The 24,181-nt window shown below is 61.8% G+C and carries 26 protein-coding genes; 19 read left to right on the top strand and 7 right to left on the bottom strand.

All coding sequences use genetic code 11. The features are described 5' to 3' along the window. Window positions 1–5: 5 nt before the first annotated feature. On the bottom strand, window positions 6–326 hold the full coding sequence (locus tag FHX14_RS20205; RefSeq protein ID WP_012558453.1) for an antibiotic biosynthesis monooxygenase: 321 nt from the start codon (window positions 324–326) through the stop codon (window positions 6–8). A 127-nt stretch (window positions 327–453) separates the two neighbouring features. Next, window positions 454–1,659, bottom strand: a complete 1,206-nt coding sequence (gene carA / locus FHX14_RS20200) for a glutamine-hydrolyzing carbamoyl-phosphate synthase small subunit (RefSeq protein WP_041671741.1) — start codon at window positions 1,657–1,659, stop codon at window positions 454–456. Window positions 1,660–1,929: 270 nt separating this feature from the next. Here carA and FHX14_RS20195 point away from each other — a divergent pair, with 270 nt between their 5' ends. Continuing rightward, a complete protein-coding gene (locus FHX14_RS20195; RefSeq protein ID WP_049736298.1) occupies window positions 1,930–2,382 on the top strand; it encodes a GatB/YqeY domain-containing protein in 453 nt (150 codons plus the stop codon). Window positions 2,383–2,490: 108 nt separating this feature from the next. On the opposite strand, the gene FHX14_RS20190 is transcribed toward FHX14_RS20195, so the two are convergent. After that, window positions 2,491–3,378: a hypothetical protein gene (locus tag FHX14_RS20190; protein WP_054182604.1), complete on the bottom strand. Its 888-nt coding sequence runs from the start codon at window positions 3,376–3,378 to the stop codon at window positions 2,491–2,493. Between the two features lie 445 nt (window positions 3,379–3,823). Beyond that, window positions 3,824–3,988, bottom strand: coding sequence for a hypothetical protein (locus FHX14_RS20185; RefSeq protein ID WP_184378336.1), 165 nt, complete (start codon window positions 3,986–3,988; stop codon window positions 3,824–3,826). Window positions 3,989–4,049: 61 nt separating this feature from the next. Between FHX14_RS20185 and dnaG the strand changes: the two genes are divergently transcribed. From dnaG to FHX14_RS20105, 16 genes are all read left to right on the top strand, one after another. Then, window positions 4,050–6,050 (top strand): DNA primase, encoded by a 2,001-nt coding sequence (gene dnaG, locus FHX14_RS20180; protein ID WP_184378335.1) that lies wholly within the window; start codon window positions 4,050–4,052, stop codon window positions 6,048–6,050. Then, window positions 6,050–7,915 (top strand): DNA helicase RecQ, encoded by a 1,866-nt coding sequence (gene recQ / locus FHX14_RS20175; RefSeq protein ID WP_184378334.1) that lies wholly within the window; start codon window positions 6,050–6,052, stop codon window positions 7,913–7,915. Before dnaG ends, recQ begins: the two co-directional genes overlap by 1 nt. Window positions 7,916–8,021: 106 nt before the next feature. Then, window positions 8,022–9,209: a glycine C-acetyltransferase gene (locus FHX14_RS20170; RefSeq protein ID WP_184378332.1), complete on the top strand. Its 1,188-nt coding sequence runs from the start codon at window positions 8,022–8,024 to the stop codon at window positions 9,207–9,209. Between the two features lie 171 nt (window positions 9,210–9,380). After that, complete coding sequence (tdh, locus tag FHX14_RS20165; protein WP_012558447.1) at window positions 9,381–10,418, top strand: L-threonine 3-dehydrogenase; 1,038 nt, start codon at window positions 9,381–9,383, stop codon at window positions 10,416–10,418. 10 nt (window positions 10,419–10,428) lie between these two features. Further along, window positions 10,429–10,776: a GFA family protein gene (locus tag FHX14_RS20160; protein ID WP_003565374.1), complete on the top strand. Its 348-nt coding sequence runs from the start codon at window positions 10,429–10,431 to the stop codon at window positions 10,774–10,776. Between the two features lie 469 nt (window positions 10,777–11,245). After that, window positions 11,246–13,303, top strand: a complete 2,058-nt coding sequence (rpoD, locus tag FHX14_RS20155) for an RNA polymerase sigma factor RpoD (protein ID WP_003593178.1) — start codon at window positions 11,246–11,248, stop codon at window positions 13,301–13,303. 204 nt (window positions 13,304–13,507) lie between these two features. Next, the gene (locus tag FHX14_RS20150; RefSeq protein ID WP_003581051.1) at window positions 13,508–13,801 is read left to right on the top strand and encodes a GYD domain-containing protein; all 294 of its coding nucleotides are present in this window, start codon (window positions 13,508–13,510) and stop codon (window positions 13,799–13,801) included. Between the two features lie 178 nt (window positions 13,802–13,979). Further along, on the top strand, window positions 13,980–14,717 hold the full coding sequence (locus FHX14_RS20145; RefSeq protein ID WP_184378329.1) for a DUF930 domain-containing protein: 738 nt from the start codon (window positions 13,980–13,982) through the stop codon (window positions 14,715–14,717). 36 nt (window positions 14,718–14,753) lie between these two features. Next, window positions 14,754–15,842: a DUF930 domain-containing protein gene (locus FHX14_RS20140; protein ID WP_184378458.1), complete on the top strand. Its 1,089-nt coding sequence runs from the start codon at window positions 14,754–14,756 to the stop codon at window positions 15,840–15,842. A 103-nt stretch (window positions 15,843–15,945) separates the two neighbouring features. Further along, window positions 15,946–16,107 (top strand): hypothetical protein, encoded by a 162-nt coding sequence (locus FHX14_RS20135; RefSeq protein WP_003593186.1) that lies wholly within the window; start codon window positions 15,946–15,948, stop codon window positions 16,105–16,107. A 78-nt stretch (window positions 16,108–16,185) separates the two neighbouring features. Continuing rightward, complete coding sequence (locus FHX14_RS20130; RefSeq protein WP_184378328.1) at window positions 16,186–16,977, top strand: APH(3') family aminoglycoside O-phosphotransferase; 792 nt, start codon at window positions 16,186–16,188, stop codon at window positions 16,975–16,977. Between the two features lie 59 nt (window positions 16,978–17,036). Next, window positions 17,037–17,843, top strand: a complete 807-nt coding sequence (locus tag FHX14_RS20125) for an AraC family transcriptional regulator (RefSeq protein ID WP_184378326.1) — start codon at window positions 17,037–17,039, stop codon at window positions 17,841–17,843. Window positions 17,844–17,921: 78 nt separating this feature from the next. After that, the gene (locus FHX14_RS20120; protein WP_184378324.1) at window positions 17,922–18,821 is read left to right on the top strand and encodes a DMT family transporter; all 900 of its coding nucleotides are present in this window, start codon (window positions 17,922–17,924) and stop codon (window positions 18,819–18,821) included. A gap of 3 nt (window positions 18,822–18,824) precedes the next feature. Then, complete coding sequence (locus FHX14_RS20115; RefSeq protein WP_184378323.1) at window positions 18,825–19,517, top strand: phenylalanine--tRNA ligase beta subunit-related protein; 693 nt, start codon at window positions 18,825–18,827, stop codon at window positions 19,515–19,517. 81 nt (window positions 19,518–19,598) lie between these two features. Beyond that, a complete protein-coding gene (locus tag FHX14_RS20110) occupies window positions 19,599–19,997 on the top strand; it encodes a DUF427 domain-containing protein (RefSeq protein WP_184378321.1) in 399 nt (132 codons plus the stop codon). Window positions 19,998–20,076: 79 nt separating this feature from the next. Then, entirely contained in the window at window positions 20,077–20,310 is a 234-nt protein-coding gene (locus FHX14_RS20105) for a hypothetical protein (RefSeq protein ID WP_054182613.1), read from the top strand. Between the two features lie 209 nt (window positions 20,311–20,519). On the opposite strand, the gene FHX14_RS20100 is transcribed toward FHX14_RS20105, so the two are convergent. Then, window positions 20,520–20,765: a hypothetical protein gene (locus tag FHX14_RS20100; protein ID WP_003593195.1), complete on the bottom strand. Its 246-nt coding sequence runs from the start codon at window positions 20,763–20,765 to the stop codon at window positions 20,520–20,522. Window positions 20,766–20,895: 130 nt separating this feature from the next. On the opposite strand from FHX14_RS20100, the gene FHX14_RS20095 reads away from it, so the two are divergent. Both FHX14_RS20095 and FHX14_RS20090 read left to right on the top strand, forming a co-directional pair. Continuing rightward, window positions 20,896–21,615 (top strand): Crp/Fnr family transcriptional regulator, encoded by a 720-nt coding sequence (locus FHX14_RS20095; protein WP_003593196.1) that lies wholly within the window; start codon window positions 20,896–20,898, stop codon window positions 21,613–21,615. Between the two features lie 75 nt (window positions 21,616–21,690). Further along, window positions 21,691–22,608, top strand: coding sequence for a LysR family transcriptional regulator (locus FHX14_RS20090; protein ID WP_184378456.1), 918 nt, complete (start codon window positions 21,691–21,693; stop codon window positions 22,606–22,608). 32 nt (window positions 22,609–22,640) lie between these two features. On the opposite strand, the gene FHX14_RS20085 is transcribed toward FHX14_RS20090, so the two are convergent. Together FHX14_RS20085 and FHX14_RS20080 are read right to left on the bottom strand one after the other, a co-directional pair. Continuing rightward, window positions 22,641–23,567 carry an NADP-dependent oxidoreductase gene (locus FHX14_RS20085; protein ID WP_184378319.1) on the bottom strand — a complete coding sequence of 309 codons (927 nt, stop codon included), beginning with the start codon at window positions 23,565–23,567 and terminating at the stop codon, window positions 22,641–22,643. Next, a complete protein-coding gene (locus tag FHX14_RS20080) occupies window positions 23,567–24,034 on the bottom strand; it encodes an ester cyclase (protein ID WP_184378317.1) in 468 nt (155 codons plus the stop codon). Before FHX14_RS20080 ends, FHX14_RS20085 begins: the two co-directional genes overlap by 1 nt. Window positions 24,035–24,181 lie beyond the last annotated feature (147 nt).

The raw sequence follows: 24,181 nt of genomic DNA, 5'->3' as shown, positions 1-24,181 counted from the left end.
TATCCTCAAGCCGCGACAGGCTTGTAGCTCGCCATGTCGGCGCGAATGCCGAGACGCGCAAACATTTCCTGCGGGTCGAAATTCGCGGCCTTGTGGGCGGCTGCGACGGCTGCCCGCACACGCTCGACGACATCGGCGCTTTCCCATTGGGCAATGGTCACGAAGTTGAACTCGCCGGGACCGGCGACCTGTTCCAGCACCTTGTGATCGATGAAGCCGTCCTGTGCCTCCAGCAGCTTGTGGGTCATCATCACATTGACGAGAAATTCCTCGCGCGCCGCGGCCGGCACGACGAACTTATCGACTCGAAAGAAAGCTCCGCTCATCCATTTTCTCCTGCATCAAATATCTGCAGGCAATTCTGTAATTCCTCAACTTAAATTGAGGTCAATATGCGGAGCAAAGAAAAAGGCCCGGTCGACGGGCCTTTCCTGAAATCGATGTTGGCTAAGATCAGCGTTCGGCGAGCGCCGGTTCGCCCTTCTTCTCGCGCACCATGTTGATGAAGCGGCGGAAGAGATAGTGGCTGTCCTGCGGGCCGGGAGAGGCTTCCGGATGGTGCTGGACGGAGAAGACCTGCTTGCCGAGCACGCGCAGGCCGCAATTGGTGCCGTCGAAAAGCGAAATATGAGTCTCTTCAACGCCATCGGGCAGCGACTTCGAGTCGACTGCGAAGCCATGATTCATCGAGACGATCTCGACCTTGCCGGTCGTATGATCCTTGACGGGGTGGTTGGCGCCGTGATGGCCCTGGTGCATCTTCTCGGTCTTGGCGCCGAGGGCAAGGCCGAGCATCTGATGGCCGAGGCAGATGCCGAAGACGGGGATATCGGTTTTAACCAGAGTCTTGATCACGGGCACGGCATATTCGCCGGTCGCCGCCGGATCGCCCGGGCCGTTCGACAGGAAGATGCCGTCCGGCTGCATGGCGAGCACGTCTTCGGCGCTCGTTGCCGCCGGCACGACGGTCACCTTGCAGTCGAGACCGGCGAACAGACGCAGGATGTTGCGCTTGACGCCGTAATCGAGGCAGACGACGTGGTATTTCGCGTCCGCTGCGGCGAGTTCGCCATACCCTTCATTCCAGACCCACGGCGTCTCGGTCCATTGCGAGGATTGGCCCGACGAGGCGATCTTGGCAAGGTCGAGACCTTCGAGGCCGCTCCAGGCCTTGGCTTCGGTCTTCAGCGCCTCGATATCGAAGACGCCGTTCGGATCGTGAGCGATCACCGCGTTCGGGGCGCCATTCTCGCGGATCCAGGCGGTCAGCGCGCGCGTGTCGATGCCGCAGAGACCGATGACGCCGCGCGCCTTCAGCCATTGGTCGAGATGTTTGGCGGCGCGGTAGTTCGAAGGGTCGGTGATGTCGGCCTTGAAGATGACGCCGACGGCGCCGTGGCGGGCAGCAGGCGTCAGATCCTCGATGTCTTCATCATTGGTGCCGATATTGCCGATATGCGGAAAGGTGAAGGTGACGATCTGGCCGAGATAGGAGGGGTCCGTCAGGATCTCCTCGTAGCCGGTCAGCGCCGTGTTGAAAACCACTTCGGCCTGGACCTTGCCGGTGGCGCCGATGCCCTTGCCTTCGATGACCGTGCCGTCGGCAAGAACGAGGAGGGCGGTCGGCTTTTCGATTGTCCAGGGTGCTGTCGCGGTCATCTTCATCCCGTTTCCGGCGGCCGGCGCGCGTTGCCGCGCTCGTCGCCATTTGATCTCGCAGGCGTGTGGACACGACAATGCCGCGCGCTTCAGGCCTGATCACGAATTTTGGTGCAGGTGGCGGTAAATAGCCACGCAATCGCGTAGCGTCAATCTTTGTAACGGAGATTGCCGCCGTTTTCCTGCGCTTTATCGCGGCGACCGCGCAATTTATTTGATCCGCCGCATCAGCGTGGTTTATGAAGCGGCATCAAAACAGGAGTGAAGACCATGCTGCGCGATCAACTCGCCACCCAGCTGAAAGAGGCGATGAAGGCCAAGAATGCGGAGCGGCTTTCCACCGTCCGGCTGATTCAGGCCGCGGTCAAAGATCGCGATATCGCCAATCGCGGCACCGGCAAGGAGCAGGCGAGCGACGACGAGATCCTGCAGATTCTGGCCAAGATGGTGAAACAGCGCGACGAATCGGCAAAGATCTACGAGGAGAATTCCCGGCCGGAGCTTGCCGCCAAGGAGCGCGCCGAAATCACCGTCATCCAGGATTTCATGCCGAAGCAGCTTTCGGACAGCGAAGTGCGCGCCAATGTGTCGGCGATCATCGCCGAGACCGGCGCTGCCGGCGCCAAAGACATGGGCAAGGTGATGGCCGCGCTCAAGGAGCGTTATGCCGGCCAAATGGATTTCGCCAAGGCGTCGGCGACCGTCAAAGAACTTCTGAGTTAATGCATGCCGCCCGGAAGTGTGCAGCGGTTCCGGACAACGACATGCATCAAAATAAAGGGCTAAAGCGCAAGGAGCGAATCTGAAAATCGCGACGCGCTTTAAGCCGGCTCAGACCATTCGTCTTGCCTGCGGTTCATCAAGGACCGCAGGCCCGAGCACCGCTTCAGCCGCGGCATCGATGATGGCGAATTTCGCCGCCTGATAATTCCAGTATTCGAGAATGAAGCGGCGCGACAGCCAGAAGTCGCCCTTGCGGGAGGGTTCTGTCCAGCCGACGCTTTCCATGGTTGCGGCTTGCGTCAGAAGCCGCTTCAAGTGGGTGTTTGAGATCATGAACTGTTCGCGGATTTCTCTCAGCGACAGAGGGCCGACCACGACACGTTCGGCCGTGCGGGGAAATTCCGGAAGGCGCGAGATCAGGTAGTCCATCACCAGCCCGCCGGTATTTGCCCAGTTGAAGAGGTTGAAGGTGGGGCCGGGATTGCGCACCGCTTCGCTCCCGATGATCGCCCTGGCGATGCGCGGCTGGATCGCTGCCATCATCGCCGAGGGGTCGGCGCTGACCTTGCCGGCGCGTTCACCGCCGTCGAGGCTGTCGAGGATCATCAGATGGGCGACGAGCCATCGGGTGAAATGCTGCTCGGCGGTTTCCGTGGGCTCCAGGTAACGTGTGCGCTTGTCCGGGCCGGGAACCGGACGCAGGAAACGATAGGCCAGCATTTCCTGCATGAAGGCCGCGGCCGTATTGCGGCTGGCGATGTCGTTCCTGACCGCGAAATCGATGAAGCGGCCGGAATAGAGACCGCTCTTGCCGTCGTCGGGATGGCCGTAATGAAGCGCAAAGCCGGCATGGGCCATCAGCCAGCGCTGCTGTGCGGCGAAAATCGAGGCGATGCGCGGGCTCTCACGATAGATCGTGAGCATCTGATCGGCGCAATGCAGGATCGCAGCGAGAAAACGATCGTCTGCTGCAAGAGTTTCAGCGGTAGAGGCCATATGGAAGGGTCCAGGGAATTCGGCGCATACTTCTTTCACGCAAGCGCCGCCTGTCAACGGTTTTGTCAATAATCGGTTAATTTCAAAAGGGAATTTGTATCAGGGGAAGTCAAAATTTAAGAAGGCAGGAGCTGGGGGCGCTCCTGCCTTCTTGCTCTTTGCTTCCGCCGGCAAACGCAGGGCCGAGGCCCAAGCCGGAGGGTATTTGCAAAGGCACCCTTGCGAAGCGGCGCCGGGGGTAGGGATGGTGCTTCGCTCGGGGATCGCTTTGTTGAGATCGAACCTATTGCGGGGCGGCGGTTTATTCAAATTACAAAAAAATAATGATTGCCGAAAACGTCGTTTTTGGCGGCTTCGAAGCGAAGGCTTACGGGGCGGCGCCGAGATAAGGCTGCGCGATCGATACAGGTAATAAGCGCCTGTTTTAAAACGGTTTAATTCGGCATCATCTGAGATCGGCACTCTTGCCGAGACGTTCGCGATCGTGGAATTGCAGCGCCCGAAAGACAATAATGTCGCACCCTGTCGCAGGGGGCGATAACGCGTTTTTGATTGGATAACTGACGCCATCGAGGACGGCTGCACTTGCCTGTGAATAGCGGGTTTTCATGACAAGTTTCGTGGCATGACGCGGCAAAGCAGCTTATATGGAGGCTGGCCAAGAGGTATAAATGCGCTTTTCCAACACTTTTCTCGATGATATTCGCGACCGCGTTCCGATTTCGAACGTGATTGCGCGCCGTGTCAGCTGGGATAAGCGCAAGACCAATGTGTCGCGCGGCGACTACTGGGCCTGCTGCCCGTTCCACGGTGAGAAATCCCCGAGCTTCCACTGCGAGGACCAGAAGGGCCGCTATCATTGCTTCGGCTGCGGCGTCACCGGCGACCATTTCCGCTTCCTCACCGAGCTGGAGGGCTTAAGCTTTCCCGAGGCGGTGCAGCAGATCGCCGATATGGCCGGCGTTCCGATGCCGCTTGCCGACCCTGTGATGGAGAAGCGCGAAAAGGAGCGCGGCTCGCTGATCGACGTTATGGAAATGGCGACGCAATTTTTCCAGGATCAGTTGCAGACGGCGAATGGGGCGAGGGCGCGCGCCTATCTGCGCGACCGCGGGCTGACCGGGCGCACCATCGAGACCTTCCGTCTCGGCTATGCGCCTGACAGCCGCAATGCGCTGAAGGAATTTCTCGCCGGCAAGGGCGTCACCAAAGAGCAGATCGAGGCCTGCGGCCTGGTCGTTCATGAAAACGTGCCGGTGTCCTACGATCGCTTCCGCGACCGCATCATGTTCCCGATCCTCTCGTCGCGGGAAAAGGTGATCGCCTTCGGCGGCCGCGCCATGTCATCAGATGCGCCGGCGAAATATCTGAACTCCAACGAGACGGAGCTCTTCCACAAGGGCAATGTCCTTTATAATTTCGCCCGCGCGCGCCGCGCCATCCAGGGGCCGGGCCGCAGCGATGCCCAGGACGACAATGCGAGCGGCACCATCATCGCCGTCGAAGGCTATATGGACGTGATCGCGCTCTATCAGGCGGGCATCGAGAATGCCGTCGCGCCGCTCGGCACGGCGCTGACCGAAAACCAGCTCGAACTGCTCTGGAAAATGGTGCCGCAGCCGGTGCTTTGCTTCGACGGCGACGGCGCCGGCATTCGCGCCGCCAATCGTGCCGCCGAACTGGCGCTGCCGCATCTGAAGCCCGGCCGTTCCGTCCGCTTCGCGCTTCTGCCTGATGGCAAGGACCCCGACGATCTCGTTCGCGACGATGGCCGCGCCCCCTTCGACAAGGTGATGAGCCAGGCAAAGCCGCTGTCGGAGATGCTGTGGAGCCGGGAGGTCAATACCGGCAAGTTCGACACGCCCGAGGCGCGCGCCGAACTCGAGGCGCGGCTGAAGCAGCTGGTCGCGGTCATTGCCGACGAGAATGTGCGCCGTCACTACCAGCAGGATATTCGCGACCGGTTGAACGCCTTCTTCCAGCCGCAGTTTCAGAACCGCAACAATGGCGAGCGCCGCGGTTTCAGCGGCAATTCCCGCACCGGCCGCGACAACGCTGTTAAGGCCGGGCCGAAAAGCCCCAGCCTCATTTCCGACCGGCTCGCCCGCTCGGGCCCGGTGCGCGGCCACCGGGACAATACGGCGCTGCGCGAAAGCGTGCTGGCGCTCACCATCGTCAATCATCCATCGCTGATGATCGACGATTATGACGAGATCGCCGCGATCGATTATGACAGCCGCGAGTTGAAGCAGCTCTGGTCGGCTGTGCTTGGGGCAGCGGCTGCCGTCGCCGGCCCGCATCTGACGCGCGAATATCTGACCGAGAGGCTGGAATTCGAAGGCTTCGGCCCGCTGATCAAGAGCCTCGACCAGCAGGTGCGCAATGCCAGACTCTGGACGGCGACCGAGGAGGCGGCGATGGAGGATGCGCGTGAGGGGTATCGCCAGGCGCTCGCCTTCCACAAACGGGCAAAGGCGCTGCGCCGGCAGAAAATGGAACTCGAACGCGAGATTGCGCTGGCGACCGAAGCCGGCGACGGCGAGGCGATCGTTCAACTGATGCGGGCGCAACAGGAAGTGCATTTCGAAGGTGTGCGGCTTGAGAACCAGGAGGCGATCATCGACGGCTTCGGCGTGCTCTCCGGCCGCGTCAAAGGGGCGGCGAACCACTGATGCCGCAGACCGAACGGAACGAACCAGGCTTTTCCGCCTCCGATGCGCTGTTTTCCGCCGGCCGCGCGCCGCTCGATATTCTCAAGCAGGTCTATGGCTATTCCTCCTTCCGCGGCAAGCAGCAGCTGGTGGTCGACCATGTGGTATCAGGCGGCGATGCCGTGGTGCTCTTCCCGACAGGCGCGGGCAAATCGCTGTGCTTCCAGATCCCGGCGCTCTGCCGCGATGGCGTCGGCATTGTCGTTTCGCCGCTGATTGCGCTGATGCGCGATCAGGTCGAGGCGATGAAGCAGCTCGGCATCCGCGCCGCCGCGCTCAATTCGTCGCTGTCGCGCGAGGAGTTCGTCGAGGTCCGCCGCGCGCTTTCGGCGGGAAAGCTCGACCTTCTCTACGTTACACCCGAGCGCATTCTGACCGATGGTTTCCGTGAGCTGATTGCCAATGAAAAGATCGCGCTGTTTGCCATCGACGAGGCGCATTGCGTCTCGCAATGGGGTCATGATTTCCGCCCGGAATATCGCGCGCTCGGCCAGCTTGGCGAGCAATATCCCGGCGTGCCGAGGGTGGCGCTGACGGCGACGGCCGATCCGCATACGCGGGACGATATTATCGAGCGGCTGGGGCTCGACGCTGCCGAGATCTTCACCACCAGCTTCGACCGGCCGAACATCGCTTACGAAATCGTCGAGCGCGACCAGCCGCGCCAGCAGCTGTTGCGCTTCCTGTCCGGCCACAAGGGAAACAGCGGCATCGTCTATTGCCTGTCGCGCGCCAAGGTCGAGGATACGGCCGAGTGGTTGAACGGGCAGGGCGTGCGCGCGCTTGCCTATCATGCCGGCATGGACAGGGCGGTTCGCGACGCCAATCAGGATGCCTTCCTGAAAGAGGAAAACCTCTGCCTGGTCGCCACCGTCGCCTTCGGCATGGGCATCGACAAGCCGAACGTGCGGTATGTCGCCCATCTCGACCTGCCGGGCTCGGTCGAGGCCTATTATCAGGAGACGGGGCGCGCCGGCCGTGACGGCCTGCCGTCGGAGGTCTGGATGGCCTATGGCATGGCCGACGTCATCCAGCGCGGCCGGATGATCGACGAGGGCAGCGCTGCTGCGGAGATCAAGCGGGTCGAGCGCGCCAAGCTCAATGCATTGCTGGCGATTTGCGAGACCGCCTCCTGCCGCCGCCAGGCGATCCTTGCACATTTCGGCGAGGCGCATGCCGGACAATGCGGCAATTGCGACACCTGCCTGAAGCCGGTCGAGACCTGGGAGGGCACTGAAGCGGCGATCAAGGCGCTGGCCGCGATCTACCGCACCGGCGAACGTTTCGGCGCCGGCCACGTCATCGATGTGCTTGTCGGCAACGTCAACGAAAAGACCGAGCGTTTCGGCCATGTCGATATGCCTGTTTTTGGCGCCGGCAAGGATATTCCATCGCGCACCTGGCAATCCGTCTACCGCCAACTGCTCGCCATGGGGCTGATCCGTGTCGATCACGAAGCCTATGGCGCGCTGAAGCTGGAGCCGGAGGCGCGCGCCGTCTTCAAGCAAGAGCGGCAGGTGTTCTTCCGCAAGGACCGCCCAGCCTCGGAACGGCGCACGAAGAAGGCTGAACGCAGCGAGCGCAAATCGGGATTGTCAGGCGCCGACGGCACCCTCTTCGACGCGCTGCGGGCCGAGCGCATGGCGATCGCCAAATCACTCGGCGTGCCGCCCTATGTGGTCTTTCCCGATACGACGCTGATCGCCTTTGCCACGGAACGGCCGAGGAGCCGCAAGGAACTTCTTGCCATATCGGGTGTCGGCCAGGCGAAGCTCGAGCGCTATGGCGATGCGTTCCTGGAAATCATCCTGGCGCAGGACGGTTGAACGGGCCGGCGGATGTTCCTGCTGATCTCGGCCCAGCGGTGAAGAAGACAAGCCGGCGGCGATATGCTAACCCGAGTGCTATAAAAAACATCAGGAAGGGCCGCCCATGACCTCGCCATTTCTCTCCCATCTCAGGGCCGAAATTTCGGCGCTGAAGGATGCCGGCCTCTATAAATCCGAGCGGGTGATCAGCTCCAAACAGGCGGGCGAGATTGCGATTTCGACCGGCGAGCGGGTGCTGAATTTCTGCGCCAACAACTATCTCGGCCTTGCCGACAATGAGGAGCTGGCCGTGGCCGGCAAGCAGGCGCTCGACCGCTACGGCTACGGCATGGCCTCGGTGCGCTTCATCTGCGGCACGCAGGAGGAGCATAAGCAGCTCGAAGCGCGCATTTCCGCCTTTCTCGGCATGGAAGACACGATCCTTTACTCCTCCTGCTTCGATGCCAATGGCGGTCTGTTCGAAACGTTGCTCTCCGAGGAAGACGCGATCATTTCGGATGCGCTGAACCACGCCTCGATCATCGACGGCGTCAGGCTGTCGAAAGCCAAGCGCTTCCGCTATGCCAACAACGATATGGCAGCCCTCGAAGAGGAGCTGAAGAAGGCCGAAGGCAGCCGCTTCAAGCTGATCGCCACCGACGGCGTCTTCTCGATGGATGGCATCATCGCCAATCTCAGTGGGGTCTGCGATCTCGCCGAGAAATATGGCGCCATGGTCATGGTCGATGACAGCCATGCGGTCGGCTTCGTCGGCAAAAACGGCCGCGGCTCGCCCGAATATTGCGGCGTCGAAGGCCGGATCGACATCATCACCGGCACGCTCGGCAAGGCGCTCGGCGGCGCCTCGGGCGGGTATACCTCGGCAAAGGCAGAGGTCGTCGAATGGCTGCGGCAGCGCTCGCGGCCCTATCTGTTTTCGAACACGCTGGCACCAGTCATCGCCGCCGCCTCATTGAAAGTGTTCGACCTCATCGAAAACGGCGATGCCTTGCGCCAGCGCCTGTCCGACAATGCCGATCTCTTCCGCACCGAGATGACCAAGCTCGGATTCACGCTCGCCGGCGAAGGCCATCCGATCATCCCGGTCATGCTCGGCGACGCCAAGCTTGCACAGGATATGGCGGGGCTGATGCTGAAGAAGGGCATTTACGTGATCGGCTTCTCCTTCCCCGTCGTGCCGAAGGGCCAGGCCCGCATCCGCACGCAAATGTCGGCTGCGCATTCCAGGGCGGATGTGGAGCGGGCGATTGCGGCCTTTGCGGAAGCGGGGCGGGAACTGGGTGTGATTTGAGAATGAGGCTGCCCCTCACCCTAACCCTCTCCCCGTAAACGGGGCACGTGCCCTGCGAGATGATGGTGGGGACGGAGAGGTCGCCGCTTGTCTCCTTCGCCCCGCCTGCGGGGAGAAGGTGCCGGCAGGCGGATGAGGGGCCGAAACAGGCACTGACCAAGGGATACAGATATGTCGAACATGATGAAGGCGCTGGTCAAGTCGAAGCCGGAAGTCGGGCTCTGGATGGAGAATGTGCCGGTGCCCGAGGTTGGGCCGAACGATGTGCTGATCCGGGTTAGGAAGTCGGCGATCTGCGGCACCGACGTCCATATCTGGAACTGGGATCAGTGGGCGCAGAAGACCATTCCGGTGCCGATGGTCGTCGGCCATGAATTCTCCGGCGAGATCGCCGAGATCGGTTCGGCGGTCACCCGCTATCATGTCGGCGAGCGGGTTTCCGGCGAGGGCCATATCGTCTGCGGCAAGTGCCGCAACTGCCGGGCGGGCAGGGGGCATCTCTGCCGCAACACGCTCGGCGTCGGCGTCAACCGGCCGGGTTCGTTCGGGGAGTTCGTCTGCATTCCCGAAAGCAATGTCGTGGCGATCCCGGAGGATATTTCCGATGAGATCGCCGCGATCTTCGATCCGTTCGGTAATGCCGTGCACACCGCACTCTCCTTCGATCTCGTCGGCGAGGACGTTCTCGTGACCGGCGCCGGCCCGATCGGCATCATGGGGGCGCTCGTCGCCAAACGGTCCGGCGCCCGCAAGGTCGTCATCACCGATATCAATCCGCACCGGCTGGCGTTGGCGCGCAAGCTTGGCATCGACCACGTCGTCGACGCTTCGAGCGAAAACCTGGCCGACGTGATGAAGTCGATCGGCATGACGGAGGGTTTCGACGTCGGGCTCGAAATGTCCGGGGCCGCACCCGCCTTCCGCGACATGATCGACAAGATGAACAATGGCGGCAAGATCGCCATTCTCGGCATCGCGCCGGCGGGTTTCGAGATCGACTGGAACAAGGTGATTTTCAAGATGCTCAATCTGAAGGGCATCTATGGCCGCGAGATGTTTGAGACCTGGTACAAGATGATCGCCTTCGTCCAGGGCGGCCTTGACCTTGCGCCGATCATCACCCACCGCATAGGGATCGATGAGTTTCGCGACGGCTTCGAGGCGATGCGGTCGGGCAATTCCGGCAAGGTCGTAATGGATTGGATGTGAGGAGAAAGACATGCTTTATGAGGGAAGCTGCCATTGCGGCAAGGTCGCATTCGAGGTCGAAGGCGAATTTACCGAGGCGCTGGATTGCAACTGTTCGCTCTGCCGCCGGCGAGGCGGGCTTCTCGCCTTCGTGCCGCGCGACAAGCTGGTGCTGAAGACACCCGAAGACGATCTCTCCACTTATACTTTCAACAGGCATGTCATCCGGCATCACTTCTGCGCCAACTGCGGCATCGCGCCGTTCGGCGAAGGGGTGGGCCCGAATGGTGCAGCCATGGCCTCGGTCAATCTGCGCTGCATTCCCGCAGTCGATCTCGGCGCGCTGAAGGTGACGGCCTATGATGGCGAGGCAAAGTAGCCAATATTCGTCCGGACAGAGGCGAATAGACCAACCATAGGACCGCAAAAATGCCGCGAACAACTGGCATGGCGGCCAATATCCATGCTGCCCTTGTCTTTTGTTCGCCGCATCTTAAATAAGGGTTCGCAATCGCTGCCGCGGTTCAAAGCCTGTGGATAAGGCTTTTTCCGATCTTTCGTGAGCTTTTTTTGTAGAAAAGCTTGACGAGAACAAAAAATGTGGGAATCACCGTTCGACTTGTTGAAACGGTGAACTGGGTCAAGGCGGATCGCGCAACCATGGCCGGAAATCCAAAAGCAAAAAAGCTTTGCTGTCCGGTGCCGGCGATCGTGGTTAATCAGGCTTTAAATGTCATCCCGTTAGGTGGGCAAAGGTGATTCTAGGGCGGCGCGAGCGACGTGTCAGGCCCTGAGACGGCCCATTCACCGTAGCGAGATTGGATAGCGTCAGGAAGGCGACGATATAAATGGCAACCAAGGTCAAAGAGAACGAAGACGCGGAAGTCGAACGCGACGGCGCAAGCGACGGCCCTCTTCTCGATCTTTCCGACGACGCGGTCAAGAAGATGATCAAGGCCGCCAAGAAGCGCGGCTATGTGACGATGGACGAGCTCAACGCGGTCCTACCGTCTGAAGAAGTGACGTCCGAGCAGATCGAAGACACGATGTCGATGCTGTCGGATATGGGCATCAACGTCATCGAAGATGAAGAAGCTGAGGAAGCCGGTGCTTCCGGCGGCGGCGATGACGACGATGCCGGTTCCGACGAGGAGAGCGAAGGCGGCGAACTCGCACCTTCGAGCGGCACCGCGCTTGCGACCGCCAAAAAGAAAGAACCGACCGACCGTACCGATGACCCGGTGCGCATGTATCTGCGCGAGATGGGCTCGGTGGAGCTGCTTTCCCGCGAGGGCGAAATCGCCATCGCCAAGCGCATCGAGGCCGGCCGCGAGACGATGATCGCAGGTCTCTGCGAGAGCCCGCTGACCTTCCAGGCGATCATCATCTGGCGCGACGAACTTAACGAAGGCACGACGCTGCTGCGCGAGATCATCGATCTCGAAACCACCTATTCCGGTCCTGAAGCCAAGGCTGCACCGCAGTTCCAGAGCCCCGAGAAGATCGAGGCCGACCGCAAGGCCGCCGAGGAAAAGGAAAAGACCCGCCGCGCCCGCTCCGGCGACGACGACATCACCGATGTCGGCGGCGAGGGCCTGCCTCCCGAGGAGGAGGAAGAGGACGAGGACGAATCCAACCTCTCGCTGGCGGCGATGGAAGCCGAGCTTCGCCCGCAGGTGATGGAGACGCTGGATACGATCGCAGAGACCTACAAGAAACTGCGCAAGCTGCAGGACCAGCAGGTCGAGCAGCGCCTGTCGGCGTCGGGTACGCTGTCTTCAGCCCAGGAGCGCCGCTACAAGGAGCTCAAGGACGAGCTCATCAAGGCCGTCAAGTCTCTGTCGTTGAACCAGAACCGCATCGACGCCCTGGTCGAACAGCTTTACGACATCAACAAGCGCCTCGTTTCCAACGAGGGCCGCCTGCTGCGTCTGGCCGAATCCTACGGCGTCAAGCGCGATAGCTTCCTGGAACAGTACCAGGGCGCCGAGCTCGATCCGAATTGGATGAAGTCGATCGGCAATCTGGCCGCCCGCGGCTGGAAGGAATTCGCCCGCGGCGAAAACACGACGATCCGGGATATCCGTCAGGAGATCCAGAATCTCGCGACCGAGACCGGCATTTCGATTTCGGAATTCCGCCGCATCGTGCACATGGTGCAGAAGGGCGAGCGTGAAGCGCGCATCGCCAAGAAGGAAATGGTCGAAGCGAACCTTCGCCTCGTCATCTCCATCGCCAAGAAATACACGAACCGCGGCCTGCAGTTCCTCGACCTCATTCAGGAAGGCAATATCGGCCTGATGAAGGCGGTCGACAAGTTCGAATACCGCCGCGGCTACAAGTTCTCGACCTATGCGACTTGGTGGATCCGCCAGGCGATCACCCGTTCGATCGCCGACCAGGCCCGCACGATCCGCATTCCGGTGCACATGATCGAGACGATCAATAAGATCGTCCGCACCTCGCGCCAGATGCTGCACGAAATCGGCCGTGAACCGACGCCGGAAGAACTGGCCGAAAAGCTCGCCATGCCGCTCGAAAAGGTCCGCAAGGTCCTGAAGATCGCCAAGGAGCCGATCTCGCTCGAAACGCCGGTCGGCGACGAAGAGGATTCGCATCTCGGCGATTTCATCGAGGACAAGAACGCGCTGCTGCCGATCGACGCCGCCATCCAGGCGAACCTGCGGGAAACGACGACCCGCGTTCTCGCCTCGCTGACGCCGCGCGAGGAACGCGTGCTCCGCATGCGCTTCGGCATCGGCATGAACACCGACCATACGCTCGAAGAAGTGGGCCAGCAGTTCTCGGTCACCCGCGAACGTATCCGCCAGATCGAGGCGAAGGCGCTGCGCAAGCTGAAGCATCCGAGCCGCTCCAGGAAGCTGCGCTCCTTCCTCGACAGCTGAGGCTTCGATCCTGTACTGAATTGGGAAAGCCGGGCCCTGCGCCCGGCTTTTGCTTTTGTGATTAACACCAATGAGTGCGGTAACTTTCTTGTCCCCTCATGGTGACAGGACTATAATCCGGCCACGGGGGAAGGGACCGATCGCGACGCGCGAGAGAGGTCGATATAGCCTTGCGTAGGCGGATCCTCCGGTAGGAGGTGCGACATGACCACTTACATTCTTTTGATCGACTGGACGGATCAGGGCATCCGCAATGTTCGCGACTCGGCCAAGAGGCTGGACGCGGCGAAGAAATTGCTTGCCGGCGTCGGCGGCTCCTTTAACCAGTTCTTCCTGACGATGGGCGGGCATGACATGGTCGCCGTCTGCGAAGCGCCGGATGACGCGGTGATGGCGCATTTCACGCTGTCGCTGGCCATGGGCGGCAATGTCCGGACCGAGACGCTGAAAGCCTTTCCGGAGGCTGCCTATCGGGATCTCATCGGTTCGCTCGGCTGAGTACAATTATAGATTGTTCATTTTGTGTGTTGCAGAGCTTCGGCTGTGCTGGCACTGTCGCGCCGTGCTTCAATTTCCGCGGCAGGGCTCGCGGCCCAATTTTTCCGGCAAGTCCATGATGAAAGCGCGCCTCAGTTTCATGATCTCCGCCGATCGTCCGACAGCGGCTTGCTGACCGATGGAACTGGCGGCGGGCAAATGGGATGACGGGATCCAGTGGGGCGCGGCGGCGTCCTTCGCCTTGCATGCCGCGGCGATCCTGGCTCTTCTGCTGTTGTTGCCGAAGGCCGAACCGCCTCTGCCATTGCCCGATGACGGTCTCTCGGTGGAGATCGTTCCGCAGCCCACGGTACCACCGACACCGCCCGAGCCGAACAAGGCGCCTTCGCCGGAACCGGCAAAGCCAGAAGCCGTAGCGCCCCAAGCCGAAAGGCCTGCGCCAGCTGCCGATAATGCGGCTGCTGCGGCAATGCCGTCTGTGATGCCGATCGCTCCACTGGTGCCAAAGCCGGCCGAATTCACCGCGGCAAGCCGGCTGTTTTCCGACAAGGTGTTGGCCGATCCGCGCAGCCGGGGCGCCCGCGAAGCGCTGCGCGGCCTTGCCGGCAGCGAGCGCCATCTGCAGCTTTGCGACCTCGAGGCGCTGGAGCAGGTTCGCCGCGCACGCCCGGATATGCGGCCCGATACGCTCGCCCCCTATGCGATGACGCCGGAGAAGGTCGGCGGTAACAGCGTCGAGGTGAGGGGCGGCGCCTTCCGCAGCAAAGGCAAGTGGTACAACATCCAATTCAAATGCGGGCTCGATGCCGGATCCGGCAAGGTGGCGTCCTTCGCCTTCCTCGTCGGAGATGCCATTCCGCAGGGTGAATGGCAGGCGCATGATCTGGTGGCCGATGACGGGGCGGCCGACCAATGACGCCAATCGCTGTTGCGATCACGCGGTTTTTTTCTTTTGTGGCTTGATGCTGCCGGTTTTAAAGGCCACATCGCTGCTGTGACGGAAGAAGACGTGGCACCAGCGGAAACGCAGCACGAAACGGGAAAACAGCGGCCTGAAATCCGCTGGGGTGTTGTCGTGTCCGTGCTTCTGCATGTCCCCCTAGTCGCGCTTCTGATCTTTGGGCTGCCGAAGATCGAGCCGAAGCCTGCCGAAGACGAGAGCGTCAAGGTCGAACTCGTTCCGCCGCCGGAAGAGAAGAAGCCGGAGCCAAAGCCCGAGGAAAAACCACCGGAGCCGAAGCCGCCGGAACAGGAGAAGAAGCAGCCACCGCCGCCACCGCCACCGCCACCGCCGGGGGCGGCTAAGAAAGCTCCCGCGCAAGCGAAGCCGATGCCGACCCTGCGCCCGGTCATCGAGTTTGGTGATAAGAATAGCGGCCCCGAAAAGTCGCTGACGGGAAATTCTTCGCAAGGTGAAGCCAAGCCTGCGGCAACCCCGCGGCAGCAGGATTCCGAAACGGCGCAGGCAAAGGCTGCGGCCGACAAACCTAAAACTGAGGAGCCTCCATCAAAACCCCTGCCAGACGATGTGAAGCTTCCTGAGGTTGCGACGACGGACGTTTCGCCGGAGCGTGATGGGCCGCCGACAGACATGTCTGGCGAAACCAATACGACGATCGAGCAGGCCAAACCGCCTGAAGAAAAGACCGCTGAGACGCCTCAAGCGATTGCTAAAAACAGCGATCTACCCAAGGCAAAAACGCTGTTTTCACAGACGGACGATGGCAGTTCATTTGCGCAAACTGCGATCAATGGCCTTCCACGTAAAAATCGAGTGGCCACGCTTTGCACCACCGAGCTTCAGGCCCAACTTGTTCACGGTTCGCCGCCCTATTTCCCCATCTCATTGCCGAGTTTTGGGTTGCGAGCCGGCAGCATTCTCAACGTGGGCGATGCGGCCTTTGGAACAGCCAAAGGCTGGTACCACGTTCGTTTCAGGTGCGAGTTGGATGAGGGAGCGACGAAAGTCGTGTCGTTTGCCCACGAAGTCGGCGGGTTGATCCCCCGCAGTCAGTATGCGAAGTACGATATTCGTGACTAGTCCTCGCGATGGGATTTCGTCTCATCGGCAACAAGCCACACGCAAGGAACCGCATCTAGCCTCTCCTCATGGCCGTGATGATACGGTGAGAGAGGACAATGATATGTCGAACGAGATCGAGCATTTTCTTGAGCGTCAGGACGAAGCCGTGAGCGCGCTGTTCCTGGAACACAAGGGCGACGAGCTGACCGATATTCTGGTTGCGGCCCTGGAAGAAGCGTTCGAAATCCTGCTCGAGGCCGCGCCCGCCGAAACCGTTCATTGACTTAGCGACGCGCGGTCCGCTGCATAATTTTCCTGCAGTCGGAATGCGATTTCCCGCCCGTCGGAACGAGGCGCCCAGATGTCCCAACAGGATCAACCGCCGCCGGCGGGTGCGCTCGATGCACGTCTTGCCGGTTACCGGTTCGAACGCGATGCGCTCGGCCGTTCCGCGGCGAGCATCTTCCGGCTGGAAGCGGGCGGATTGCCGACGCTTTATCTGAAGGTTGAAGAGGCCGGCGCCTTCGGCGAGGTCGCCGATGAAGCAGCAAGGCTTGAGTGGCTCAAGGCTTCCGGTCTGCCCTGTCCCGCGGTCATTGCGAGGGAAAGCGGCGGCGGGCGCAACCGGCTGCTGATCAGCACCCTGCCAGGTGCTGATCTCGCCAGCGCGTCGGCGCTGACGCCGCTTGTGCGGGTCGAATTGCTGGCTGCGGCGCTTCTTGACCTGCATCGACTGCCCATCGCATCCTGCCCCTTCGATCACCGGCTGGAGAAGCGCATGGCGGTCGCCAAAGCGCGGATGCAGGCCGGCATCATCGACGAGACCGATTTCGACGAGACGCGGCTTGGCAAAAGTGCCGAGGCGCTGTTTGCCGAACTCGAAAGCAGAAGGCCGGGCCGCGAGGATCTCGTGGTCACCCATGGCGATGCCTGCCTGCCGAATTTCATCGCCTGCGAAGACGGGTTCTCCGGCTATATCGATTGCAGCCGGCTCGGCGTCGCCGACCGCTATCAGGATATCGCGCTCGCCTGCCGCAGCATCACCTATAATTTCGGCGAGGCGCTGGTGCAGCCCTTCCTCGATCGTTACGGGCTGACGGCTCTGGATCCGGCAAAGCTCGATTATTTCCAGCTGCTCGACGAATTCTTCTAGCCGTTGCGCCATCTCCATCCGGCTGGCAGAGTGGCCGCAATCGAACCTGCGGACGGACGATGGCGAAGAACCAGTTCAGGATGCTGCGCTCAGCGTTGGCCGGCGTCGAAGCGGTGGAAGCGGAAACGCATCACAGCTTTTCCAGGCACACGCATGAGCAGTTCGGCATCGGCCTCGTCTCATCAGGGGCGCAGAAATCGCTGAGCGGCCGCGGCATGGTGGAGGCCGGGACCGGCGATATCATCACGGTCAATCCGAACGAGGTGCATGACGGCGCGCCGATTGGCGATGGGCGATCGTGGCGCATCCTCTATTTCGATCCCGAGATCGTCGCCGGCCTGTCGCGGGAGATCGGCGAGGGTGGGGCAGGGCGGCAGGAAATCCCCCATCCCGTCATCCGCAACAGGGCGGTCGCCGCCCGCTTCGAAACATTGTTTGGCGCGGTGACCGAGGCCAAGACGGCGGACGGGATGCTCCGCGAGCAATTGCTGCTGCAGCTTGTGGCCGATGTCATGCGCGAACGCGGCGGCAGCGACGAGCGGCCACCGGTGCCGGCCGCCATCCGCGCGGCCCGGGATCTGATCGACGACGATCCGCTTGCCGCCGTCTCGCTCGCCGATCTCGCCGGGGAAAGCGGGCTCAGCCGCTTCCAGGTGCTGCGCGGTTTTGCCAAGGCGACGGGCCTGACACCGCATGCCTATCTCGTCCAGGCCCGCATCCATATCGCACGGCGGCTGATCGCTCAGGGCATGCCGCTTGCCGAAGCCGCCTTCGCCAGCGGCTTTGCCGACCAGAGCCACATGACGCGGGTCTTCGTGCGCAAATACGGCCTGTCGCCGCGGCTCTATGCCGGTGCCTTTCTCTAAAGACCCGGCGCCTGCAATTTCGTTCAAGACCGCGAGACGCCCCTGTTGTTTCCTCGGCGTTCCAACAGGAGGCGTTGAATGTCGAGGCAGGTTCAAGGGTATGTCTATCTGGCGCTGGCTATGCTGACGGTCGGAAGCACCGTCATCGCAAGCAAGCTCATCGCATCGGGCCTGCCGCCATTTACCGCAACCGCCCTGCGCTTCGCGCTGGCTTTTCCGGTCTTGCTGGTGCTGATGCGGGCAAGCGGCGTCCGGCTGCCGAAGCTCTCCGGGCATGATCGGCTGATCCTCGTCATTCAGGCAGGCGCCGGCAGCGTCGGTTATACGACGCTGCTGATCTCCGGCCTCAGCCTCACCTCGGCTGCCGATGCCGGCGTGGTGATCGGCACGCTGCCGGTGGTCTCGGCTGGTATTTCCATCCTGCTGCTGCGCGAAAGGCCTGGGCGCGCCCTGCTCCTTGCCGTGGCGCTGGCGACGGTGGGCGTGCTCTCGATCGCCGTCACGCCGGGTACGGCCGGAGGGTCGCTCGTCGGCAATCTGCTGATCTTCTGCGCCGTCGTCTGCGAGGGGCTGTTCATCCTGTTGAACAAAAGGCTGAAGGCTGACATTCCGCCGCTTGCCCAGTCAACGCTGATGGCCGGCATCGGCTTCGTCGTCGCCGTCATCCCGGCGGTTTTCGAGGCGCCTTTCGCGCGGGATATACCCGCAAGCGCCATCATTGCCGTCGTCTATTATGCGCTGGTGCCGACGGTCGGCGGCTTCCTGCTCTGGTATGCGGGAGCGGCCAGGGTGAGCGGCACGGAAGCGGCGCTCTTCACCGCAGTTGCTCCGGTCTCCGCCGTCATGCTGGCTTTCCTGGTCCTCGGTGAACCGATCGGGCTCAACCAGATCGTCGGCATTTTCTGTGTATTGGCGGCCATGCTCGGCCTTGCCTTTGCCGGCAGCCGGGTGGCGCTGAATATATCCGGAGGGAGATAGGCCATGCAGTTCCGTCATTCCGATGCGATATGGCAGGCGTTTCCGGAGCTTCGCGCCGGCGCGCTCCATGTGGACGCCATTCATGCGGATGCCGATGTCGAGACGGCGATTGTGGGCTTCAGCGCGATTGCCGAGGCCCGGCTGTCCCTAGCGCAGGAGGGCGAATTTCCCGAAATCCAAGCGTGGCGGCGCGGTTTTTCCCGCATGGGGCTGAAGCCGACGCAATATCGCTCCGCTTCCGAGGCGCTGTTGCGCCGCGTCCGCCAGGAGCATGGCCTGCCGCGCCTGCATCCGCTCGTCGATCTCTGCAATGCGATTTCGCTCGCCTTCGCCATTCCAATCGCCGCCTTCGACACCGAACAGATTGCCGGAGAGCTCGAGGTTCGGCGGGCCGGCGGCCACGAGACCTATCTGACCTTCGGCGGCGAAACCGAGCATCCGGACGTAAACGAGGTGATCTTCGCAGACGGTGCGGAGCGGGCGCATGCGCGGCGCTGGACAAACCGGCAGAGCGGGCTTTCGGCGGTGCGGCAGCAGACGCGCTCGGTGCTGATCGTCGCCGAGGCGCTGCACGCCTCTGCCGGCGAGGATATCGGCAGGCTGGTCGCAACGCTTTCGGAGGCGCTGGCGCGTCACTGGGCGGTTCAGCCGAAAGCCGCCATGCTGAGCCTGGCATCGCCGCGTTTCGAATTCTAATGCATGTCGTCCGAAAGGCCTTGGGCCGGCGGCATGCCCGACCTATCTCAGTGGGATCGATATCTCATGGAGACGAACCTCATGTCAGACAAATCGATCAAGATCCCGGGCCCCGATCATCCGATTACCGTCGAGCACAATCCCTGCCGTGTCGTCGTCACGCTTGCCGGCAAGGTGATTGCCGACAGCCGCGATGCGCTGACGCTGCGCGAGGCCTCCTATCCGCCGGTGCAATATATTCCGCGCAGGGATGTCGACATGTCGCTGCTGCAGCGCACCGATCATACCAGCCATTGCCCCTATAAGGGCGATGCCGCCTATTACAGCATCATTGCGGGCGGCGAGCGCTCTAGGAATGCCGTCTGGACTTACGAGGCGCCGAATGCCGCCGTCAGCAACATCAAGAACCATCTCGCCTTCTATCCCGACCGTGTCGACGGCATCGAGGAAATGGCCTCTCCTGAGGCCGGCACCTTCTGACCAAGGCAGATAGGACATATCTGCGGCCGGGAACATGTTGCCTGCGGGATCGTTAGACTGATCTAGCGGGGGATGTGTCGTGCCGAAATTCTACTTTCAGCTCCTCGACCGTGATGGCGTCGGGGCGACCGAGACGGGATATGAATTCGCCTCCGTCGACGCCGCGAAAGCGGAGGCCCGGCGCGTGCTGGCGGAGATGGCCGCCGAAGGTCTGCCGGCGGAACCTCTGAACATGCTGTCGGTGGAGCTCTTCGACGAAAGCCGGCAGCCGCTTGCGGAAATCCGGCTGATCCTCGAGGAAATCCCCAAATAGCCGCAGCCGGCAAGCCGCCTACGATGTTGCTCCAAGCAATGGCGAGTATGTCAAATTTAATTGCCGGCTATGAAGGCGGGTCTTAATGCATAGCGCCCGGAAGCGTGCAGCGGTTCCGGGATGACGACATGCATAAAAAGAGCTTAAGCGTCGCGGCGACCGAGTCGGATTCATACGGCAGAGACCGGCGGCAAACCTTGAACGGCGGCCTATCGGAAAACGTCGAGCCATTCATTGTTGAAGACGAGGCTGGCAACCGTAATCGGGTCGCCGCTTTCGTCGCGAACGGTGACGGCGATGATGGTGCGATCCCCCGCCGGCAGTTCGTCACGGGCCACATCCAGCAGGATGCGGGTCACCTCTTTCGGAATGTCCGCGCGCGATCTGAGCTCGGTGCCGTGCTCATCGCGTGTGGGACCTTCGCCGTTATGCAGATCGAAAAAGTAGCGAGCCATGTTTTTTCCTGTGCGTCACAGGGGGAAATTACAGATGAAGACAATTGTTCCCGAGGCTAGGCATTGATTCTTATAGAAAATACAGGTCGCATCGTCATGATCTCCTCTTGCGCTATCGGCGGAAAAGCCCGTGATTGAAGCTCTGCTGCTCAATCTTGGAAGCCGCGATGTGCTTTCGGCTGAAGAGGAGAACCTTCTCAGGTCGATCCTGGTCAAGGACAGGCATTTTGTTGCCGGAGAGGATATCGTCCTCGAAGGCAGCCGCCCGCCCTACAGCACCCTGCTGCTCGATGGTTTTGCGGCGCGCTACAAGGTGATGGCCGATGGCAGCCGGCAGATCACCGCGCTGCATGTCGCCGGCGATTTCGTCGATCTGCATGCCTTTCCCGTCAAGAAGATGGATCACGGCATCGTTGCGCTATCGACCTGTCATGTCGCCTTCGCCGATCATGCCGATCTCAGGGCGATCACCGAGCGCATGCCGCATCTGACCCGGCTGCTCTGGCTCGATACGCTGGTCGATGGCGCCATTCACCGCGAGTGGATCGTCGCCATGGGCCGGCGCTCCAAACGCGCCCATATCGCCCACCTCGTCTGCGAGCTCTTCGTGCGGCTGCAGGTCGTCAAACGGACGCGCGGCGCCAGCTTCCAGTTTCCGTTGACGCAGATCGAGATGGCCGATGTGCTCGGCGTTTCCGTCGTCCATCTGAACAAGACGCTGCAGGCGCTGAGGCGCGAGGGCGTTTTCACTTGGGAGAACCGGACGATCACCATCGTCGACTGGGAGCGCCTCCAGGAAATCGCCGAATTCGACCCCGCCTATCTGAACATCTTCAAGGAGCCGCGCTAACGCTTCTGCGGCCTGACGTCACCGGCTTCTCGGCATGCTTGCCATCAATAGGGGCGGGTGCCTATCATCCGCGCCATGAATAATCTCTCCTCGATCGACCTCAACCTTCTCGTCGCCTTCGATGCGATCATGGCAGAGCGCAGCGTCACAAGGGCTGGCGCCCGCATCGGCCGCACCCAGCCGGCGATGAGTGCGGCGCTCGCCCGGTTGCGGCAGCTTTTCCAGGATGAACTCTTCGTGCGCAGCCCAAGCGGGCTGGAGCCGACGCCGCGGGCACTCGATCTCGCCGAGCCGATCGGGAAATCTTTGCGGCATGCGCAGGAGGCGCTGGCCTTCAGCGGCGTCTTCGACCCGTATTCGTCAACGGCTTCGTTTCGCCTCGGTCTCTCCGAACATCCGGCCTTTGTGCTGCTGCCGAAACTGCTCTCGGCAATCCGGCAGGTCGCGCCGAATGTTAGCGTCGACGTTAGGGGTTTCAGCGCGCGCGAACGGGCGGTGGAGATGCTCGATGCCGGCGAGGTCGATGCGGCAATCGGCGTGCCGGTCTCCTCGTCGCCGCGGATCCTTTCGCGGCTGCTTTTCGAGGAAAGCTTCGTTTCGATCGTCCGCGCTGGTCACCCCGCGGCAAAGCGCCTCGACCTCGAAACCTTCGTCAGTCTCGACCATCTGCTCGTATCGCCGGAAGGTGATCGTTACGGCCATGTCGACCGGAGGCTTTCGGAACTCGGGCTGCGGCGCAGGCTGGGCCTGACGCTGCCGCAAATGTATGCAGCGCCGGCGATCGTTGCCGAGACCGATCTCGTCGCCACGCTGATGCAGGGCATCGTCGACGTCTCGGATCATCGCGCCAGGCTGTCCGTCCACAGGCCGCCGATCGAGCTGCCGCCGGTTTCTTTTGCGCTGTCATGGCATCGCCGCAACGATTCTCATGTCGGACAGCAGTGGTTCCGCGCGCGGATCGGTTCCGTTGCGGCGGCGAAGCAGGATCGGTGAGGAGATCCGGCTGATCCTGCTTCTGCGGTTGCCTATGGCATCAGCAGCGTCTTGCCCGGAGAACCGCCCTTCGAAAGAACTTGCAGCGCTTCAGCCGTATCGTCAAAAGCAAATTCTCGGCCAATGACGCTCTGCAGGTGACCATCGGCAACGAGCGCTGCCACCGCGGCGAGGCGGCCTGCATCGCTCTGGTGAAACAGGAACTGCGCATCGATGCCGCGCGCTTTCGCCCCTTCAGTGTCGAAGGGTGCCGACAGGCCGACGAGCTTGCCGCCCGGGCGGATGATGCCGAACGAGCGCTCCAATGTTTCACCGCCGACCGTATCGATCACCAGGTCGACGGACGTCAGCAGGGCGGCGAAGTCCTGGCTGCGGTAATCGATCACCGCCTCGGCGCCGAGCGAGCGAACGAGGTCGAGATTGGCCGCAGATGCCGTTGCCGTCACATGCGCTCCGGCACGCGTTGCGAGCTGGACGGCAAAGCTGCCGACACCGCCGGCGCCGGCATGGACCAGCACCGATTGACCGGGCTGGACGGTTGCGGCTTCGAACAAGGCCTGCCAGGCGCTGGCCGCAGCGGTCGGCAGACCGGCGAGGCTTTTGAGCGGCAGCGCCGGCGAAACCGGCACGACCAAGCGCGCGGGCACGGCCGCCAGTTCGGCAAAAGCGCCGTCGGCGGCCGGCTCGGTGCGCGCGATCACCCTGTCGCCGGACTTGACGGTCGCGACCATCCGGCCCGTTGCAACGACCGTGCCGGTGAGATCGGTCCCCAGCACATGAGGGAAGGCGAGAGGAAAGAAATCCTTCAGGTGGCCGGCGATCAGCTTGTTATCCATCGGATTGGCTGCTGCCGCCTCGACACGGATGAGGACGTCGTCGAGACCCACCACCGGCTCGGGAACATCATCGATGCGGATGTCGTCGATCGCGCCGTAGGCATGGATGCGGGCGGCCTTCATCAGGCGTGCTCCTGCAGCAGCGGCATCGTCTTCGGCGGCCAGGCGCCAAGCTGATGCAGCATGCCGAACCAGTCTTCGAGATGCCAGGTATGGGAAATCCTGTCGCCTTCGAAACGATGGAATTCATGAAGCGCGATTTCGATTCGGCGGTTCGTCGGGGGAATGCCGAAGACCGCGCCGCGCTGCGTGCCGACAATGCGGGCGCGAACGCCGGCGCGGTCGTTGAAGCCGATGACTTCGTCGACCAGGATCTCGACATCAGGCAGCGAATCGATGAAGCCGAGAATGATTGGCTTCAGTCCTGCCGGTCCGGGCCCCTGGCCCGGCGCCAGTGGAATGTCCTGCCAGCCGGGCGTGACGGCTTCGTCGAGAAGATCGGGATTTTTGCGGGTGAATGCGCCGTAGAAAGTTTGAAGCGTTGCGTGCTGCCCTGCGGTCAGTGCGCTTGCCGTCGTGTCGATTGTCATGGAAAGCCTCTTGCTTGGGTGACGACCGGAAGGCTACGGCGCGGGTCTTCATATTGGAAATCGATATCAATTATGATCAATCATTCACCGCATGGATGTTCCAGCTCCACAATCCCACAATCCGGTGAGAGCCGTTCATTGCGATTG

The sequence above is a fragment of the Rhizobium sp. BK619 genome, assembly GCF_014195245.1.
GTDB classification, from domain to species: Bacteria; Pseudomonadota; Alphaproteobacteria; order Rhizobiales; family Rhizobiaceae; genus Rhizobium; species Rhizobium acidisoli.
The sequence above is the reverse complement of the archived record's forward strand: the minus strand, read 5'-3'. Positions and strand labels throughout refer to the sequence as shown.